The sequence below is a fragment of the Corynebacterium crudilactis genome (assembly GCF_001643015.1).
GTDB classification, from domain to species: Bacteria; Actinomycetota; Actinomycetes; order Mycobacteriales; family Mycobacteriaceae; genus Corynebacterium; species Corynebacterium crudilactis.
This window is the reverse complement of record NZ_CP015622.1, coordinates 877,810-895,257: the sequence shown is the minus strand read 5'-3', so window position 1 is coordinate 895,257 and position 17,448 is coordinate 877,810. Positions and strand designations below refer to the sequence as shown.

The 17,448-nt window shown below is 52.3% G+C and carries 16 protein-coding genes and 1 tRNA gene; 10 read left to right on the top strand and 7 right to left on the bottom strand.

The window, feature by feature from the left end:
- Positions 1-19: 19 nt before the first annotated feature.
- Positions 20-1,183 carry an HNH endonuclease signature motif containing protein gene (locus tag ccrud_RS04210; RefSeq protein ID WP_245670372.1) on the top strand — a complete coding sequence of 388 codons (1,164 nt, stop codon included), beginning with the start codon at positions 20-22 and terminating at the stop codon, positions 1,181-1,183.
- On the opposite strand, the gene ccrud_RS04205 is transcribed toward ccrud_RS04210, so the two are convergent.
- The gene (locus tag ccrud_RS04205) at positions 1,164-2,615 is read right to left on the bottom strand and encodes an NAD-dependent succinate-semialdehyde dehydrogenase (protein ID WP_066564998.1); all 1,452 of its coding nucleotides are present in this window, start codon (positions 2,613-2,615) and stop codon (positions 1,164-1,166) included. The genes ccrud_RS04210 and ccrud_RS04205 overlap by 20 nt on opposite strands.
- Before the next feature lie 88 nt (positions 2,616-2,703).
- Here ccrud_RS04205 and pgi point away from each other — a divergent pair, with 88 nt between their 5' ends.
- Genes pgi through ccrud_RS04185 form a run of 4 tightly spaced genes read left to right on the top strand, consistent with a single transcriptional unit; the run spans position 2,704 to position 6,317 of the window.
- The gene (pgi, locus tag ccrud_RS04200) at positions 2,704-4,326 is read left to right on the top strand and encodes a glucose-6-phosphate isomerase (protein ID WP_066564997.1); all 1,623 of its coding nucleotides are present in this window, start codon (positions 2,704-2,706) and stop codon (positions 4,324-4,326) included.
- Positions 4,327-4,350: 24 nt separating this feature from the next.
- Positions 4,351-5,526, top strand: a complete 1,176-nt coding sequence (locus tag ccrud_RS04195) for a CynX/NimT family MFS transporter (RefSeq protein ID WP_066564996.1) — start codon at positions 4,351-4,353, stop codon at positions 5,524-5,526.
- A gap of 9 nt (positions 5,527-5,535) precedes the next feature.
- Positions 5,536-5,718 (top strand): hypothetical protein, encoded by a 183-nt coding sequence (locus tag ccrud_RS04190; RefSeq protein WP_066564995.1) that lies wholly within the window; start codon positions 5,536-5,538, stop codon positions 5,716-5,718.
- Complete coding sequence (locus ccrud_RS04185) at positions 5,715-6,317, top strand: DedA family protein (RefSeq protein WP_066564994.1); 603 nt, start codon at positions 5,715-5,717, stop codon at positions 6,315-6,317. The genes ccrud_RS04190 and ccrud_RS04185 overlap by 4 nt, the downstream gene beginning before the upstream one ends.
- On the opposite strand, the gene ccrud_RS04180 is transcribed toward ccrud_RS04185, so the two are convergent.
- Genes ccrud_RS04180 through ccrud_RS04170 form a run of 3 tightly spaced genes read right to left on the bottom strand, consistent with a single transcriptional unit; the run spans position 6,307 to position 12,057 of the window.
- Complete coding sequence (locus tag ccrud_RS04180; protein WP_066564993.1) at positions 6,307-6,717, bottom strand: YccF domain-containing protein; 411 nt, start codon at positions 6,715-6,717, stop codon at positions 6,307-6,309. The genes ccrud_RS04185 and ccrud_RS04180 overlap by 11 nt on opposite strands.
- A gap of 3 nt (positions 6,718-6,720) precedes the next feature.
- Positions 6,721-7,491, bottom strand: coding sequence for a DNA-formamidopyrimidine glycosylase family protein (locus ccrud_RS04175; RefSeq protein WP_066564992.1), 771 nt, complete (start codon positions 7,489-7,491; stop codon positions 6,721-6,723).
- A 9-nt stretch (positions 7,492-7,500) separates the two neighbouring features.
- Entirely contained in the window at positions 7,501-12,057 is a 4,557-nt protein-coding gene (locus ccrud_RS04170) for an ATP-dependent helicase (protein ID WP_066564991.1), read from the bottom strand.
- Between the two features lie 34 nt (positions 12,058-12,091).
- On the opposite strand from ccrud_RS04170, the gene ccrud_RS04165 reads away from it, so the two are divergent.
- Genes ccrud_RS04165 through ccrud_RS04150 form a run of 4 tightly spaced genes read left to right on the top strand, consistent with a single transcriptional unit; the run spans position 12,092 to position 14,380 of the window.
- Positions 12,092-12,850 (top strand): 3'(2'),5'-bisphosphate nucleotidase CysQ, encoded by a 759-nt coding sequence (locus tag ccrud_RS04165; RefSeq protein ID WP_066564990.1) that lies wholly within the window; start codon positions 12,092-12,094, stop codon positions 12,848-12,850.
- A gap of 23 nt (positions 12,851-12,873) precedes the next feature.
- On the top strand, positions 12,874-13,674 hold the full coding sequence (locus tag ccrud_RS04160) for a thymidylate synthase (protein ID WP_066564989.1): 801 nt from the start codon (positions 12,874-12,876) through the stop codon (positions 13,672-13,674).
- Positions 13,671-14,129 carry a dihydrofolate reductase gene (locus tag ccrud_RS04155; RefSeq protein WP_066564988.1) on the top strand — a complete coding sequence of 153 codons (459 nt, stop codon included), beginning with the start codon at positions 13,671-13,673 and terminating at the stop codon, positions 14,127-14,129. The genes ccrud_RS04160 and ccrud_RS04155 overlap by 4 nt, the downstream gene beginning before the upstream one ends.
- 11 nt (positions 14,130-14,140) lie before the next feature.
- Positions 14,141-14,380, top strand: coding sequence for a mycoredoxin (locus ccrud_RS04150; RefSeq protein ID WP_066564987.1), 240 nt, complete (start codon positions 14,141-14,143; stop codon positions 14,378-14,380).
- A gap of 34 nt (positions 14,381-14,414) precedes the next feature.
- Here the strand turns inward: ccrud_RS04150 and ccrud_RS04145 are convergent, their stop codons facing one another.
- On the bottom strand, positions 14,415-14,684 hold the full coding sequence (locus ccrud_RS04145) for a cg0963 family protein (RefSeq protein ID WP_066564986.1): 270 nt from the start codon (positions 14,682-14,684) through the stop codon (positions 14,415-14,417).
- Positions 14,685-14,803: 119 nt separating this feature from the next.
- Between ccrud_RS04145 and ccrud_RS04140 the strand changes: the two genes are divergently transcribed.
- Positions 14,804-14,876, top strand: a tRNA-Arg gene (locus tag ccrud_RS04140).
- Positions 14,877-15,457: 581 nt separating this feature from the next.
- Here ccrud_RS04140 and ccrud_RS04130 read toward each other — a convergent pair.
- Together ccrud_RS04130 and ccrud_RS04125 are read right to left on the bottom strand one after the other, a co-directional pair.
- Positions 15,458-16,669: a hypothetical protein gene (locus tag ccrud_RS04130; protein WP_066564984.1), complete on the bottom strand. Its 1,212-nt coding sequence runs from the start codon at positions 16,667-16,669 to the stop codon at positions 15,458-15,460.
- A gap of 197 nt (positions 16,670-16,866) precedes the next feature.
- Positions 16,867-17,361, bottom strand: a complete 495-nt coding sequence (locus ccrud_RS04125) for a septum formation family protein (RefSeq protein ID WP_066569509.1) — start codon at positions 17,359-17,361, stop codon at positions 16,867-16,869.
- Positions 17,362-17,448 lie beyond the last annotated feature (87 nt).

Below are 17,448 nucleotides of genomic sequence, written 5' to 3'. Positions count from 1 at the left end.
TCCCTGATTGGAGGTGCCCATGTTCAGCAATTTTTTCGCAGTCAACAACCCGAATAGTCCGTTAGCCGTCCAAAAAACTAAGCTTCGACAGCTGGAGCATCACTTCTGGCACACACACCTTCCCAAAGACGACGATGATCATTCGAGCCATATTTCTGCTTTGGCTATCGCCACAGGTTTGAGCAAAGCGCAGGTTTCTCGGATCTCCATCGCCTTTGCAACCCTCGCAGATCTCCCGCTTCTAAGCGCACTGCAGCACAGTCTGCATCACCTCGATCTCTCCCGTCTCATCACCATCAGCAACGAGATCGCAGGCATCAACCCAGATCATCTCGAAGACGCCGACGGACTCCTCACCGAATATCTCACGGCCACCAGCCCCAATCAGGTCCTGCCAAGCCCAGCATCCATTGGACGCAAGATTAAAGAGATCAGAGACCTGCTTGACGACGCCCGAGCTACCGGTTCCAGGGGCTCCCAAGATGACTCCAGCTTTGGGGTGTCTTTCAACCCTGATGGCACAGCCGAAATCGGTGCCTCTGTCGATGCAGTAGACGGACACATCATCAACGACGCAGTGACCCAACACGCGAAGAAAAATGACCTCACCTACGGCGAAGCGTTCAGTGACATCATGCGCAACAACATCCAAGTCAAAGTCATCCTCAACCTCTATTCCGCCAAAGACCTCGCTAATGCTCCAGTATGGGCCAGCGGAATCGGCTGGTTGGATGCAAAAACAGGTTCCTTCTGGTCAAAAAAAGCCACAACAGAACAAGACATGGATGAGGCAGTAAAAATCAACACGCAGAAACACGATCCACCGCATCCCCTTCGTACCGCCCTCATTGGTCGCGACGGCACCTGCCGATTCCCAGGCTGTTCTGTCCCTGCGCTAAAAACTCAAGCCGACCACCGCATCCCCTACGAAGAAGGCGGAATAACCTGCCTCGGAGGACTCGGATGTCTCTGCCAACACCACCACAACATGAAAACAGATGGCAGGGTCACTTATCTTCTCGATCCATTCTCCGGAATCATCGTGTGGCTCATGGGAGATGGAACATGGGCAGTCTCAGAACCCTCGGGTCCGCTCACACCCAAAAATGCAAGATGGGCGCAAACAGTGGCGCAGCATCGTGCGCGCCACCATAAGCGTTGGACTAAAGAGGAAGCGAAATAAACTTCGTCTCCAAGAACTCTTCAATACCTTGGAATCCACCTTCTCGCCCAAGGCCAGATTCTTTCACTCCGCCAAAAGGCGCCGCCGGGTCAGATAATGCACCCTTGTTGATAGCAACCATGCCTGCTTCGATTGCTTCAGCAGTGGATAGCGCTCGAGTGAGATTTTCCGAGAATACATAAGCAGCCAATCCGAATGGGGTGTCATTGGCCATCCGGATAGCTTCTTCATCCGTATCAAAAGTCGTCACGGCGATGACAGGTCCGAAGATTTCACTAGAAGCAATAGCTGCTTCTGCCGGGATATCGGATAGCACAGATGGTGGATAGTAGAACCCCGGCTCAAGGCCTTCGGGAAGTTCACCGAAGTGTTTCGTGGCGCCCTTTGCTACGGCATCTGAGACAAGAGTGTTCACAATCTCGAGCTGATCTTCACCAGAAAGTGGTCCTACTGTCACGCCTTCTTCAGTGGCATTTCCGATTGTGAATTCTTTGAGCTTCTCCACACATCCGGCGATGAACTCATCTTTGATTGAAGAATGCACCAAGAATCGATTCGCTGCGATACATACTTGTCCGGCTCCACGCATTTTGGCTGTCACCATGGCATCGATGGCTGTGGGAAGATCCGCATCTTCCAACACAATATAAGGTGCGTTTCCACCAAGTTCCAGGCTGGTTTTGAGTGAGTGTCCCGCCGCTTGAGCTGCCAGAGCTTGTCCGACTTCGGTGGATCCAGTGAATGTAAATTTACGGAGGCGAGGATCATCAAGAAGTGCAGAAATCCTCGAAGACTTCGCCGTTGGAAGTACTGCGAGAACTCCTTCAGGTAGGCCCGCTTCTTGAAGAATCTTCGCTAAGTACAACATGGTCAGCGGAGTCTTCGACGCTGGTTTCACAATAATGGTGCAGCCGGCTGCTAATGCTGGAGCAATTTTTCGGGCGCCCATTGCGAGTGGGAAATTCCAGGGAGTAATAGCCAAGCTGGGGCCAACGGGCTGTTTGATTTCGATGGTGCGGGCGTTGCCTGCAGGGTTGTGTCGGTAATCGCCTCGGATGCGAACAGCTTCTTCGGAAAACCAACGGAAGAATTCCGCGCCATAGGTGACTTCTGCTCGTGAGTCCGGGAGCGCACGGCCCAGTTCTGCGGACATGAGGAGGGTGAGATGAGGGGTGGCGTCGATAAGCAGCTCGAACGCCCTGCGTAGGATCTCCCCGCGCTCGCGTGCCGGCGTGGCTGCCCACGCAGCTTGGGTGCCGACGCTTAAATTTAGCGCTTCTGCAGCGTCTTCTTCGCTTGCCGACGCCACTTTCGCGAGCACACTTCCATCGGAAGGGTTGATCACGTCGAAGGTTTCTTCCCGATCGTGGAATTGGCCTCCGAAGAAGATTCCCTTCGGAACCGATGCAATAAATTCACGTAAATCTGTCATGTTTCCCACTATGCCCCTACTTCGGTGCACTTGGCCACAAAAGCAGGCTAACCTGAAGATGTTATTTAACGACACTGAAGGAGTTTTCATGGCGGACATTTCGACTACCCAGGCTTGGCAAGACCTGACCGATCATTATTCAAACTTCAAATCCACAACCCTGCGTGACTTGTTTAAAGACACCAACCGCGCGCAGCAACTCACTTTCTCCGCTGCGGGTCTGCGCGTCGATCTGTCAAAGAATTTGCTTGACGACGCCACCCTCCAGCGCCTCCTCGCCCTCACCGAAGAATCTGGGTTACGCGAGCGTATCGACGCCATGTTTGCTGGCGAGCACCTCAATAACACTGAGGATCGCGCCGTCCTGCACACCGCTCTGCGTTTGCCTGCCGAGGGTCATTTGGAAGTAGACGGCCAAGACATTGCAGCGGATGTCCACGAAGTCCTGGGGCGCATGCGAGATTTTGCCACTGCCCTGCGCTCTGGCAACTGGTTGGGTCATACTGGCCGCACCATTAAGAAAATCGTCAACATTGGCATCGGTGGCTCTGATCTTGGTCCAGCTATGGCAACGAAGGCTCTTCGTGCATACGCTACCGCTGGTATTACTGCTGAATTCGTCTCCAATGTTGATCCAGCAGATCTCGTTTCTGTGTTGGAAAACCTTGATGCAGAATCCACCTTGTTCGTGATTGCTTCGAAGACTTTCACCACCCAAGAGACTTTGTCCAATGCTCATGCTGCTCGTACGTGGTTGGTAGAAAAGCTGGGTGAAGAAGCTGTCTCAAAGCACTTCGTCGCTGTGTCTACCAATGCGGAAAAGGTCGCAGAATTCGGCATTGACACCTCGAACATGTTCGGCTTCTGGGATTGGGTCGGTGGCCGTTATTCCGTTGATTCCGCAGTGGGACTTTCCCTCATGGCAGTGATCGGTCCACGTGACTTTATGCGCTTCCTCGGTGGTTTCCACGCAATGGATGAACACTTCCGCACCGCAAAGTTCGAAGAAAACGTTCCTGTTCTCATGGCGCTGCTCGGTGTCTGGTATTCCGATTTCTACGGTGCAGAAACCCACGCAGTACTTCCATATTCCGAAGATCTCAGCCGTTTCGCTGCTTACCTGCAGCAGCTGACCATGGAATCCAATGGCAAGTCTGTGCACCGTGATGGTTCCCCTGTTTCCACTGGTACCGGCGAAATCTACTGGGGTGAACCTGGTACCAACGGTCAACACGCGTTTTTCCAGCTGATCCACCAGGGCACTCGCCTCGTTCCTGCAGACTTCATCGGTTTTGCACGTCCAAAGCAGGATCTCCCTGCCGGCGAACGCACCATGCATGATCTTCTGATGAGTAACTTCTTCGCACAAACCAAGGTGCTTGCTTTTGGTAAGAATGCTGAAGAAATCGCTGCAGAAGATGTTGCGCCTGAATTGGTAAACCACAAGGTCATGCCAGGAAACCGTCCAACTACCACCATTTTGGCTGAGGAACTCACCCCTTCAATTCTCGGAGCCTTGATCGCTTTGTACGAACACATCGTGATGGTTCAGGGTGTCATTTGGGATATCAACTCTTTTGACCAGTGGGGCGTTGAGCTAGGCAAACAACAGGCCACTGATCTGGTTCCTGCTGTCTCTGGTGAAGTCCCTGTTGCTTCCGGAGATTCTTCGACTGATGAGTTGATTAAGTGGTACCGCGAAAATAGGTAATACATAGCTCTATATGATTGGGGCGTGAAACATCCTCGCCTTATAGCACTGACTGCTATTATTCTGACCTCCTTCAATCTGCGCACAGCCATTACAGCTTTGGCTCCGCTGGTATCCGAGATCCAGGATGACTTGGGAGTCAGTGCTTCTTTCATTGGCTTGCTGGGCATGATCCCCACCGCCATGTTTGCAATAGCAGCTTTTACGCTGCCCACACTTAAACGTAAATTCAGCACTTCCCAGTTGCTGATGTTCGCCATGCTGCTCACTGCTGCCGGGCAGATTCTTCGAGTGGTTGGGCCGACACTGTTCTTGCCGATTGGTTCTATTTTCGCGTTGTTCGCCATTGGCATCACCAATGCTTTGATGCCTCTCGCAGTCCGAGAATACTTCCCGAGGCATTTGGCAGGGATGTCGACAACTTATTTGGTATCTTCCCAAATGGTTCAGGCTATTTCACCAATGTTGGCTGTGCCGATTTCTCAGTGGGCTGCGCATATGGGATTAACTGGGTGGCGCGTATCGCTTGGTACATGGGCACTTTTAGGTCTGGCTGCAGCTATTGCGTGGATTCCGCTCTTTAGTAAGCAGGGTGCCCGAGTAGCCTCACCGACTGTTCAGATCTCTTTACCTGTATGGAAGACTTCCGTCGGCGTTGGTTTGGGATTAATGTTCGGTTTTTCTTCCTTTGCCACGTATATCCTCATGGGTTTCATGCCACAAATGGTGGGTGATGCTCAGTTCGGAGCGGTGCTGTTAGGCTGGTGGTCAATCCTGGGCTTGCCACTTAATATTTTAGGACCGTGGCTGGTTGCACGTTTCCAAAATTGTTTCCCAATGGTTGTCATCGCAGGCATCGTATTCTTCATTGGTAACGCTGGGCTCTGTGTGGCTCCAGGTGCGGCACCTTGGTTATGGGCAACGATGTCAGGGCTTGGGCCACTGGCTTTCCCGATGGCCTTGACCTTGATTAATATTCGGGCTCAAACCAGTGAAGGTGCTGCTGCACTGAGCTCTTTTGGCCAAGGTTTGGGTTATACCATTGCGTGTTTTGGGCCACTATTAACAGGTTTTATTGTGGATGAAACTGGAAGTTTCCGCAGTATATCTATACTTTTCGCAATAGCAACACTCTTTGTGATTGGCGGTGGCTACTTTGCTACGCGGCCGGTGTACGTCGAAAAGCTTTTGCGTAGCTAGGATGGTCGCATGCAGCAAAAACCCCTTCTCTGGAGTGCTGATGCCATCAGCATTATTGCAATCTTGCTCTTTCTATCGGCGCTTGCGATAGCAAATTGGGTTTTTCATATCGAATGGGCCTGGGCGTTATTCGTATTGTTCCCGATGATTATGCGGGCAGCGGTTGCTCAAGTTGAGCAGGTGCGCCGATGATCATGAATTGGATCATCTCTATGATGGAAGCGCTCGGGGCTTTCGGCGTGGGTGTTGCCGTATTTTTGGAAAACGTCTTCCCACCAATTCCCAGCGAAGTGGTACTCCCCCTCGCGGGTTTCACCACTACACAGGGTGATCTCAATGTGTGGGCGGCGCTTATTTGCTCGGTGATCGGTTCGGTCACGGGTGCTTATTTACTTTATGGGCTGGGGCGCGTCATCGGTGCTGCCAGATTGCGGCAGATCGCCGACAAGATGTGGCTTGTCGACGCCTCCGATGTAGACAAATCCCTAGCTTGGTTTGATAAATATGGTAAGTATTCCGTGTTTTTCGGGCGGTTGGTTCCAGGTGTCCGAAGTCTTATTTCGATCCCTGCGGGTGTCGATAAGATGAATCCCCTGCTCTTCGGAGCTCTCACCGCAGTGGGCAGCACAATTTGGAACTCAATCCTCATCTGGTCCGGCGTAATGCTGGGCGCAGAATGGGAGACCGTGTCACTGTGGTTTGAACGCTATTCCACAGTGATTTACGCGGTCATCGCCTTGATTTTGGCTTATGTTCTGTTCTTTTTGATTCGTCGTCGAATTAGAACTTAACCATCGGTTCATAGCCATAAGGGATATTGTTGCTATCCACGATTTCTTTTCCAAACGGGAAGCACGTCACGGGAATCATGCGGACGTTGGCGATAGCAAGTGGAATTCCAATGATGGTAATTGCTTGAGCTGCTGCAGTAGTGATGTGTCCAATGGCTAGCCACAATCCGGCGATTACGAACCATACTGCGTTATTAAAGGTGGAAAATCCTCCGGTTTTCGGGGTGCGGACAACTGTTCTTCCGAAAGGCCACAGGGCGTAATTAGCCATCCGGAAACTGGCGATACCTGCAGGAATTGTGATGATGAAAATGCAGGCAATAATACCGAAGAATACGTATCCCAGCGCTAGCCAAATCCCACCGAAAAATAACCAAATTAGATTGAGTAGAAGTCTCATAGTTTAAGAGCTTAGTGGCTGGCAGGAAGGGCACCACCAGATGATTCGCTCACCCAGCTCAGCTTTGACAATTGTGGTCCGACACCTGCGACAGGGCTTGTGGTTACGTCCAAAAACATAGGTGGATTCCCCTGCTCTACGTACTCCGGTAGTAACTCGGATGGGAGAATTGCGATTTTCCCACATGAGTCTTCGAGTAATCTTCAGGGCCTTTTCAAGGTCGACAGCGGCTACTGGCGTGGCCGGATGAACACCCAATAGGAAGCAAATTTCAGCTCGGTATTCATTTCCCACTCCCGCGAGGTTGGATTGATCTAACAGTGCCTCTCCGATGCTTCGTGAAGGCTGCGCAGCAATATTGTTCCGAGCTGTATCAATATCAAATTGTTCGGCTAAAACATCGGGGCCGAGGTGGGCAATTTCTTCCAGGTAATTCGCTGCGGGAAATACTCTCACGAAGCCGAGGGAATGCCCCACCACTTCGATATTTTCCGATAGCACCAACACCACGCGTGCGGTGTGACCTGGTTTTCTCCAGCGGTCACCTTTGCGGTGGACTGCCCATGTCCCTTCCATTTTGAGGTGGGTGTGCAGGATTTCTTCACCGAATTGCATAAAGAGGTGTTTTCCATAGGGCCATACTCTGTGTACGGTTTGGCCAGTGAAATCATAAAGTGCCACAGATGGCACACGTAATGAAGTTTCCAGCACTTCTCTTCCCCGCATGAACTGGAGTCTGCGGGAGAGCTGGAATACGGAATCACCTTCTGGCATAGCTCTAGATTAACGCCGACCAAAGCCACCACGAAATGGCCTGGTGGGAATATCTGGGGTTGAGGTTTCGCGTGTTATTGGTGGTTTGAATCGCATTCCCTTCGGAGTGATAGTGGCGCCGTGTTTGCGGAATTCTTCAAGTAGCGGGGAGTCGAAAACGCTTTCTCCGTTGATTTTCTCCACTGTGAGACGGTCGTAGGTGGTCAGTGCTGTGACGATCCGAGGGATGTCGTGGAATACGGTGAGGGTGCGCCCGCCGCGGGTGAGGTGAGCGAGGAGGAGGCCGTCGCAAAGCACGACCATGGCTCCTGCCGCTCTGCTGGGCCCCTGCGCTGGCCAGGGAAGCGCTGCGCCGTAGGGGTTGGCGGGGTCGGCTGCGGCGAGCAGGAAGATTTCTGGGTCGGTGTCACCTGAGGGCCAGCCTTCGACGTCTGGTGAGTCGTCGTGTCCACGCAGGCGGTCGATAATCGCAGGCGTGGAGAATTGCGCGGCGCCGAGGCCGTCGATGAAGTAGCCACGCATCGCTTTGCCGCCTTCTTCGAAGCCGGAGAGGACTTTGTAGGCAAGCGCGAAACCACCGACGATGTATTCGGCGACCACGCTGCCTCGGGTCAGGACGCCGTAGCGATCCAGCCAGGCCTCGCCGTGTGCGACTGAGCGGCTGGTGGCATCGGCGGGTTGCACAGATAGCGTCCACCGTCCGCGCATATCAGGTGGCACATCGCTGCTGAAGCTGGTGCGGGTGCGCAGCCTAGATCTTGCTGGTCGACGTTTCGCTCGATGCGCGGTGGTTCCTGAGGCCAAACGCGCGCGGATCGGCGCGAAACTATCAGGGCTGACCAACCCGGCTTCCACCAAACCCCACATCGCTTCTTGCAGCTGAGCTGCGGTATAGCCAAAATTCTCTGCGAGAATATCGGAAAAGAGATAGGCGCCACCCGCCCGCAATTGTTCCAGCACCGCGTCCTGCAACGGGCTCATGCTTGTCGACGCCTCCCCCACCAACTGCGCCGCATAATCTACGGGCAGCAGACTAATCCACGGATCGCGACTTCCAGCTTGGCCAGCACCCACGATGAGGACTTCACCATTAGCGGTCAGTTCATCCAAATGGAGTGGTGAATAATCAACCCGGCGCGGCAACACGAGGTCTTCCCATGCACTGGCGGGGAGTCGCACGCCGGCGAGTTGTTCAATGACAGCGTAGGTGCCATCCACTCCGCGCTGTTTGGGCGCGGAACCAACTGGCGCGATTTGTTGCCAGTCCATGAGGAAGCGTGCATAGGCGGATTGGGATACTGGGCGTGTTTGTTTTCTGGCGGCGGCTAAGCTGCGGCGTCGAATGATGGAGAGTACGTCGGTGGCGCAGTATTCCTGAGCGTCGATTCCTTGGCGGTAGCGTCCTTCAGTTACTGGTGCGCTCTGTAGTGCAGTGAGCGCTGTGGAGATGCCCAGGCCGAAGGCTTCGGCTAGTTCAACAGCGGTGAAGGGGCCTCTCGTGCGTACCCATCTGTTGACTAATTGTTCTAATGCATCCGTGATTGTTTCGACTTGTGCCGGTACTCCCGGCGGTACTGGTACGCCCAGTGCGTCACGCAGCAGCGGTGCATCAAGTGTTTGGGCGATATGTTCATATCCATTGATACGCACCCGCATGGCGCGATCTCCCAGATCGGGGTTCTCAAAGGTGATGTGCTGGCCGAGTTCCTCCAATGGAATCGGGCCGAGGATGCGCAAAGAGTCAGCTAATTCTTCGTTGTTTCTGGCTGCGCGATCTCCTTGTCGGCGTAATTGTTCATGCACTTCTGCGATGATGTCGGGATCTAGGAGCTGGCGGAGTTCAACTTCTCCCAGCAGTTTGGCTAGCAGTGTGGGATCTAGGGCCAGTGCTGCAGCGCGTTTTTCAGCGAGTGGGCTATCGCCTTCGTACATGAATGCGCCGGTGTAGTTAAACAGCAGTGCGGAGGCAAAAGGGCTGGGTTGTTGGGTGGTGACTTCTGCGATCCGCACTTTTCTTAAGTGAAGATCTTCAATCACTGATTTAAGCGCGGGAAGATCATAAACGTCTTGGAGGCATTCGCGCACGGTTTCCAAGATGATGGGGAAGCTGGGATATTTCCGTGCGACATCTAGTAATTGTGCTGCGCGTTGTCGTTGTTGCCACAGTGGTGCGCGTTTACCTGGGTTGCGCCGTGGCAAGAGTAATGCACGTGCCGCGCACTCGCGGAAGCGACTGGCAAATAATGCAGAATTGCCCACTTGTTGTGTCACGATCGTGTCGATTTCTTCCGCGTCGAATATGAACAGCGCTGCGCTTGGATCTTCATCGCCTTCCGGTAACCGCAGCACAATGCCATCATCGCCAGCTACGGCTTGTGCATCCATGCCGGTTTCTTCAGCGATTTTCGCACCAACGGCTAATGCCCAGGCAGCATTTACTCCGCGCCCAAATGGGGTGTGCAGCACAATACGCCAATCACCCAGCTCATCTTTGAAGCGTTCTAGCACCAATGTTTTCTCATCGGGAAGCACTCCGGTGGCTTCTTCTTGTTCTGTCAAAAAGGCAATGAGGTTGTCATGAGCCCAGCTCTCTAGTCCAGAACTGCTGGGATCACTCAGCGTGGTGCGCCTAAATGCGCCGAGTGCTTTGCCTAATTCTGCAGGCCTTCCTGCAGAGTCGCCTGTCCAAAAGGGCAGCCTTCCAGTATGTCCCGGCGCGGGTGTCACGATAACTTGGTCGCGGGTGATTTCTTCAATCCTCCAGCTTGAGGCGCCGAGGGTAAACACATCGCCAACGCGGGATTCGTACACCATCTCCTCATCTAGTTCACCAACTCTCCTAGGCCCATCACCGATGAGGAATACTCCGAACATTCCTCGATCGGGAATGGTGCCACCGCTGGTTACTGCAACACGCTGCGCGCCGGGTCGCCCTTCTAGTATTCCGGAGACTCGGTCAAAGACCACTCGTGGTTTAAGCTCTGCGAAATCGGTTGAAGGATAAACGCCGCTGACGAGATCAATAACGGAATCAAATACTTCCCGGGCTAATTCTCGATATGGATAGGCCTTGCGTACGGTCTCGTACCACTCTTCGACCGAGACATCTTTGATCGATACGGCAGCTATGGTCTGCTGTGCTAATACATCAAGCGCGTTTTTAGGCACATGGATCTCTTCGATCAGCCCTTCTTTCATCCGCTGCACGGTCACTGCAGTTTGCACCAGATCAGAGCGGTGCTTGGGATAGAAAGAGCCTATCGACGTCGCCCCCACCGTGTGCCCCGCACGCCCCACGCGCTGCAGCCCACTTGCCACGGACGGCGGTGATTCCACTTGAATCACCAGATCAACGGCACCCATATCGATGCCCAATTCCAGTGAAGAGGTAGAAATTACTGCACGCAGACGCCCCTCTTTCAGCATTGTTTCTGTGATCGCACGTTCATCTTTAGAGACGGAACCATGGTGTGCACGGGCAATTACTTGGGGAGCTTTTCCTGAGACATCCGATGACGCCATTATCTGTGCCGGATTTCTGCGCAGTTCAGGGGACAAGGACTCCGGATCATGTTCCAGAGCCCAGATCTCGTTGAGGCGGCTGGTTAATCGTTCTGCAGAGCGCCGCGAATTCACAAAGACAATAGTCGATTTCGCCGATATCACTTGGTTGTACACCTGCTGCTCAATATGTGGCCAAATAGAACCTTGTGCAGGTAGTGCAGATTCACCAGTGATCCCCAACGGATCATCAATGACTAATTCCCCGATCGTGGAACCCGGTTCTTGTACCGGCAAATCAGACATGTCTTCCACCGGCACAGTGACGGTAAGTTCCCACTTCTTCTCAGCAGGCGGCGCCACGATTGTTACCGGACGACCTCCACCTAAGAATCCAGCTACGGTTTCTAGCGGACGCACAGTGGCAGAAAGCCCAACTCGCTGTACAGACCGACCAACCAGCTGTTCTAATCTTTCCAAGGTCAGTGCCAGATGGACTCCCCTTTTCGTCCCCGCCATGGCATGAATTTCATCGATGATCACCACATCAACATCTGACAAGATCGCCCCGGCTTTAGAGGTAAGCATCAAATACGCTGATTCCGGGGTGGTGATCAAAATTTCTGGTGGCTTACGCACCTGCCGCGCACGCTCTGCTGGAGGGGTATCACCTGAGCGAACTGCCACCGTGATATTGGGCACATCCAAGCCCATTTTCACTGCTGTGCGGGCGATTCCAGTCAATGGTGCACGCAGGTTATTTTCCACATCCACGCCGAGTGCTTTGAGCGGTGAAATATAGAGCACTTTTACTTTTCCACCGCGAACAGCAACCGGTGTACCAGTGTCTAAAACTGTTTGACCTGATTGTTCGGTGAGCGAATTCAATGCCCACAAGAAAGCAGCCAAGGTCTTTCCGCTACCGGTCGGTGCGACAACTAAAGCATTTTTTCCCTCAGAAATCGCCTCCCAAGTTCCTTCCTGAACTGGGGTTGGTGCTGCGAAGACATCCCGGAACCACTCCGCTACTTGTGGACGAAATCGGGAAAGAATGCTTTTAGCCATGCCCCAATGTAACCAAACATCTAGAGTTGAAGGTATGACTGCTCAGATTGATGATTCGATCCTCACCCATCGTCTCGCCCAAGGCACAGGAGAAATCCTTAAAGGTGTCCGCAACGTTGGAGTCTTAAGAGGTCGTAGTCTCGGTGATGCCGGCGACGAACTTGCACAAAGCTGGATCTCCCGAGTTCTAGAGCAACACCGCCCTGAAGATGGTGTCTTATCTGAAGAAGCAGCCGATAACCCAGATCGTCTGACAAAAGACCGCGTGTGGATCATCGACCCACTAGACGGCACCCGCGAGTTTGCCACAGGTCGCCAGGACTGGGCCGTACATATCGCTCTGGTAGAAAACGGGGTTCCCACACATGCAGCAGTTGGTCTCCCAGACTTAGGCGTGGTGTTCCATTCTTCTGATGCTCGTGCAGTAACTGGCCCATATTCTAAGGTCATTGCTATTTCGCATAACCGCCCGCCAAAGGTTGCGATGCAATGCGCAGAACAACTCGGCTTCGAAACCAAAGCCCTTGGCTCTGCTGGGGCGAAAGCCATGCATGTTCTTTTGGGAGATTATGATGCCTATATTCATGCTGGCGGCCAGTACGAATGGGATTCTGCCGCACCTGTTGGTGTCTGTAAAGCTGCCGGACTGCACTGCTCTAGACTTGATGGTTCTGAGCTCATCTACAACAAAAAAGACACCTATCTGCCCGATATTTTGATCTGCCGCCCCGAGCTTGCAGAGGAAATTCTAGCGATGTGCGCTGCGTTCTACGCTGAGAATGGCACTTATTAAGGTCGATCCTTAAGATAGTGGGCATGACTGTTCCAACGCCATATGAAGACCTTCTTCGGAAGATTGTTGAAGAAGGGTCCCACAAGGACGACCGTACCGGCACCGGCACTACCTCGTTGTTTGGACAACAAATCCGCTTTGATCTCAACGAGGGTTTCCCGCTACTAACCACCAAAAAGGTCCATTTCCACTCCGTCGTAGGTGAACTTTTATGGTTCCTGCGCGGCGATTCCAACGTGAAGTGGCTGCAGGATAACAACATCCGCATCTGGAATGAATGGGCTGATGAAGATGGTGAGCTCGGCCCTGTTTATGGCGTGCAATGGCGTTCTTGGCCAACCCCTGACGGCCGCCACATTGACCAGATCGCTGGCGCTTTAGAGACTTTGCACAACAACCCTAATTCCCGCCGTAATATTGTCTCGGCGTGGAATGTTTCCGAGCTGGAAAACATGGCCCTTCCACCGTGCCACCTGCTTTTCCAGCTGTATGTAGCTGATGGAAAGCTCTCCTGCCAGCTCTACCAACGTTCTGCCGATATGTTCCTCGGTGTGCCATTCAACATTGCTTCTTATGCTCTGCTCACCCACATGTTTGCGCAGCAGGCAGGCCTAGAAGTTGGCGAGTTCGTGTGGACCGGCGGCGATTGCCACATCTATGACAATCACAAGGAGCAGGTCGCAGAGCAGCTGGGCCGCGAGGCTCGCGCTTATCCTACGTTGGAGCTCAACAAGGCTGCGTCCATGTTTGAGTATGACTTCGAGGACATCGCTGTCTCTGGCTACGATCCACACCCACTAATCCGTGGCAAGGTCGCCGTATGATCGGTGCAATCTGGGCGCAATCGCTTAATGGTGTGATTGGTGACGGCTCCGATATGCCGTGGCATATCCCGGAAGATCTCAAGCATTTCAAAGCAATCACCATGGGCCAGCCGGTCATCATGGGTCGTCGCACCTGGGAATCCTTGCCATTCAAGCCACTGCCTGGCCGCGAGAACTTCGTCTTATCCTCCCGCGAGCCCGGCGACTGGTCTAACGGCGCCACTGTTATCACCGAAATACCTAAAAGCGGCTGGATCATGGGTGGCGGCGAAGTCTACAAGGCCACCGTCGGCAGCGCCAACGTCTTAGAGATAACGCTTATCGACGCCACCTTCGACGTTCCTACTCCCGTCTACGCACCCGAAATTCCGCAGAACTTCCGCCTCGATGAAGAATCCGAATGGATGACCTCAGGCGAGTACCGTTATAAGTTCCAGCGCTACACAAAGGTTTAAGGAGCAAGAACATGAGCAACGTAACCATTTATGCCACCGACTGGTGCCCTTATTGCCGATCCCTCCTCAAAGGTCTCGAAGGCCAAGAATATGACCTCATCGATGTCGATCAGGATGAAGAAGCCGGCGAGTGGGTTAAATCAGTAAACGATGGCAATCGCATCGTCCCTACGGTCCGTTATTCAGATGGCACCCATGCAACTAATCCCCCAGCTGCAGACGTCATCGCAAAGATGGATGCTCTAGCCTAGAAATAAGAAAAAGAGCCGAAAGGCTCTTTTTTACTTATTCCTCATCAAACAGTTTCGCCATATCTTCAGGAGACAAATCCGTATTGACTCCCGCAAATGTGGCCGAGAAAATCTCCTGCAGATAATGATCACACGCAGCGCTTAACTGCTTGGCATCATATTTGTTCAGCAGCAAAATACGACGAGGAGTTCCATCATCTTGGATCTCATCAACTGCCAGCACTGGAACATTATCTTTCGTGATCTGATGAACCACAATTGGGCGACGCTGCACATCATGGAATGAAGGCTTATACCTGGTCATTTCCACTCCTTAAGGTCGGGAAGTATTACATTCCACCTTACCCATGGAAAATAATTCTCGACGTAAAAACTGCCCCACTTTTTCTTCCCAGCTATACATGTTGTAATCTAGTTCGGTACGCCTTGGTAGCTCAGTGGATAGAGCACCGCTCTCCTAAAGCGGGTGTCGCAGGTTCGATTCCTGTTCAGGGCACTAATAAACCCCATTGACCTGTGTCGATGGGGTTTAAACGTTTCTGCAATCCGGGTTAAGCGCCAGGGGTATGTAATCTGGACAAATCTAGGCAGACTAGAGACACTCTAAAATAAGCAAGAGGCCCTTTAATGCTAAATAAGCGACTAGCATTCATCCCCTTAACAGCTCTTACTCTCGCTAGTTGTAGCGAGAGTAATACTTTGGAGAGCTATCTAAGCTCAGCAGACCCCTCATCTTATGAGTCCCTAAGTCTTCAAAATATTTACGGCGATGAATGGGCTGAATTCGCTATTGTCTGCCCGTATGCACCAAAAGACACTGTTGAGGCAGAGCTTTATTTAGAGGACGCGCCTATACCTAAATTTGGCCTTGATGAGAGCCAAAGCATGTTAGTTCTAAAATCCACTAATACTGACACCACCTGGATCAGGTTCAGCAGAACCAAAGTCGTGGATCTGTGTCCTGCAACATCGAACTACGATATATCCTTTCGCTCCACGGACGCTGCGTTCAAATTCAACTTCAACTCGAAGAACAACGTCTGGGAATTCATCAATTAGATTCCACGCTCTAGAAAACTACAGCTGCGCCCCACTCGGGACCAGTGCCCACACTGAATCCTTACGTAGAACAGTGATCTCCCAATCTTTACTGCAGGTATCGCAGTTAATCACCAACGGTGCCCTATCCGAAGCGGAACTGGTATAAACCGTCTCTAGAATCTCACTGTGCCCACACGGGCAGCTATAAATATCTAATTCGGTGCCACCATCTTGTTCAATGCGGGTGTGTAAAAGATGTGTGCGGATAGGTTCAGCATCAGGATGATCCATATAAAATTGCCGAATCGCTTCTACCACCACACGGTATGAAGCAAGTTCGCGGAATGCATCCAGCAGGTCTCGTGCTTGTGCTGCAGCCCCATAAATGCCAGTGAACACATCGTGCTCATAACGGCGAGCAAACGTACTGATGACCGACTCCCCTACTGTCTGAGTCAAGAGCCAATCATGAAATGGTCTCAGGTCTTTTGTCGGCGCTGTGAGCTTAGGCTGCCACCTATCAGTGATCATTTCACCTCTCAAAGCACGTGTTTGTGCGTGCATGAGATAGTCATATGCTGCGGGCCTGGCATCGTTTACAGAAGGCTGTGAATGGTCTACTCGAGGTGCTGCATTCCCGGAATTTACCATGTGCGCGATGTAGTTATATTCGTGAACTGACACACCAATCAGCACATTCAGAGGATCGTCTCCGGTGGCAGCCCACAAAGGCAATCCCAGTGCTGCCGCAGCCCACAAGATTTTGCCACGCGAGGTGGAACGGCATTCCTGTCCCATAATAAGGTTTGCAGCGGCAGCGCGTAAATGCCCACTGTGTACTTCTGCTTCTTCGCGTTTTTCCACCACGGTGAACATACGCAGGAAATCTACTATGAGTGCGAGCTGTACATAATCGTTTTTTCCGTTAAATTCCCATGGGTTCTCCAGCTTTCCGCGGGGTTTACCGTATTCATTACAGCCCGGCTCAGCTCCGGTGAGATCGCTTAGTCCTAGGCCAATGAGTTTGTCATTGTTGAGAGCACTGATGAGGTCACGAACTCTAATGCGCGGCCCCAAGAATCCCTGTGCTCGTGGTGACATCATTTGGTGCAACGCAGCGGTGTAATTGATACCGGTTAATTTTGCCCATTCCCGTGCGTCTTGTTGCTGTGCACGTGATGGTTTATATGCTTGCGCTGGCGCTATTGGATTCCGCGGATAAAGGCTATTCAAGACACGGTTCGGCATGTCTAACTCATATTCCGAGCACAGCAGCCCACGCCTACCTGCTCTGATATATAGAGATAGAAAAATCAGCACTCAGGTGGAGAAATCCGCACCGGCGGTTGTCCTCAGTGCTGTCATTTACGTGGGAAATCAAGCTCGGAGAGTGGCAGTTTCAGACTACCTGCCGACAATCTAGCACAGAACTCCAAACAGCACTCCTACTGTGCAGTGCCTGCAGCAGATCCTGTCATCTTCTCTCCATCAATCCACACAGAGCACACGACTTCACGGTCTCCGTTTGCCCACGATCCTTCGGTTGGGGTCATGGGATATACCTGATAGATAGAGGTTTCAAATGGTCCACCCACAAAATTTTCAAATTCAGCAAGGCATCCGTCAAAGCCTGCTTGAGTGACATCGGCTGGGTAATCGCCTTGCAGGTCAAAGAGGTGGAAAATTTCATTGTCGTGAGGCGTTGCGCACTCTACGACAGGTACATCAGCGATCTCTGCGTCTGCGGTGTCGTTAAAGCATTCGCCTACGGACAGTGCGAAAGCAGATGTCTGATTAGCTTCAGTTTCAACAACTGAAGTTTCAGCAACTGCGGCGTCAACAGGCGCGACCTCAGTTGTGGCAACTAGTGAATCAGTTTGTGAACAGCCCACAAGGGCACATGCGAAGGTTCCAGCTGCGACATACTTAAAAAGTTTCAACGAATCTCCCATGGTCGACTTAAATTGCATTTAAGTAAAACACATGGAGATTAACTTTGCAGGAGAAAGAAAAATTGCCCTCCCAAG

What these genes read in the sequence shown, in the direction of transcription:
- ccrud_RS04210 (WP_245670372.1), top strand. Translation starts at nt 20, where the DNA reads ATGTTCAGCAATTTTTTCGCAGTCAACAACCCGAATAGTCCGTTAGCC.
- ccrud_RS04205 (WP_066564998.1), bottom strand. Translation starts at nt 2,615, where the DNA reads ATGACAGATTTACGTGAATTTATTGCATCGGTTCCGAAGGGAATCTTC.
- pgi (WP_066564997.1), top strand. Translation starts at nt 2,704, where the DNA reads ATGGCGGACATTTCGACTACCCAGGCTTGGCAAGACCTGACCGATCAT.
- ccrud_RS04190 (WP_066564995.1), top strand. Translation starts at nt 5,536, where the DNA reads ATGCAGCAAAAACCCCTTCTCTGGAGTGCTGATGCCATCAGCATTATT.
- ccrud_RS04185 (WP_066564994.1), top strand. Translation starts at nt 5,715, where the DNA reads ATGATCATGAATTGGATCATCTCTATGATGGAAGCGCTCGGGGCTTTC.
- ccrud_RS04180 (WP_066564993.1), bottom strand. Translation starts at nt 6,717, where the DNA reads ATGAGACTTCTACTCAATCTAATTTGGTTATTTTTCGGTGGGATTTGG.
- ccrud_RS04175 (WP_066564992.1), bottom strand. Translation starts at nt 7,491, where the DNA reads ATGCCAGAAGGTGATTCCGTATTCCAGCTCTCCCGCAGACTCCAGTTC.
- ccrud_RS04170 (WP_066564991.1), bottom strand. Translation starts at nt 12,057, where the DNA reads ATGGCTAAAAGCATTCTTTCCCGATTTCGTCCACAAGTAGCGGAGTGG.
- ccrud_RS04165 (WP_066564990.1), top strand. Translation starts at nt 12,092, where the DNA reads ATGACTGCTCAGATTGATGATTCGATCCTCACCCATCGTCTCGCCCAA.
- ccrud_RS04160 (WP_066564989.1), top strand. Translation starts at nt 12,874, where the DNA reads ATGACTGTTCCAACGCCATATGAAGACCTTCTTCGGAAGATTGTTGAA.
- ccrud_RS04155 (WP_066564988.1), top strand. Translation starts at nt 13,671, where the DNA reads ATGATCGGTGCAATCTGGGCGCAATCGCTTAATGGTGTGATTGGTGAC.
- ccrud_RS04150 (WP_066564987.1), top strand. Translation starts at nt 14,141, where the DNA reads ATGAGCAACGTAACCATTTATGCCACCGACTGGTGCCCTTATTGCCGA.
- ccrud_RS04145 (WP_066564986.1), bottom strand. Translation starts at nt 14,684, where the DNA reads ATGACCAGGTATAAGCCTTCATTCCATGATGTGCAGCGTCGCCCAATT.
- ccrud_RS04130 (WP_066564984.1), bottom strand. Translation starts at nt 16,669, where the DNA reads ATGCCGAACCGTGTCTTGAATAGCCTTTATCCGCGGAATCCAATAGCG.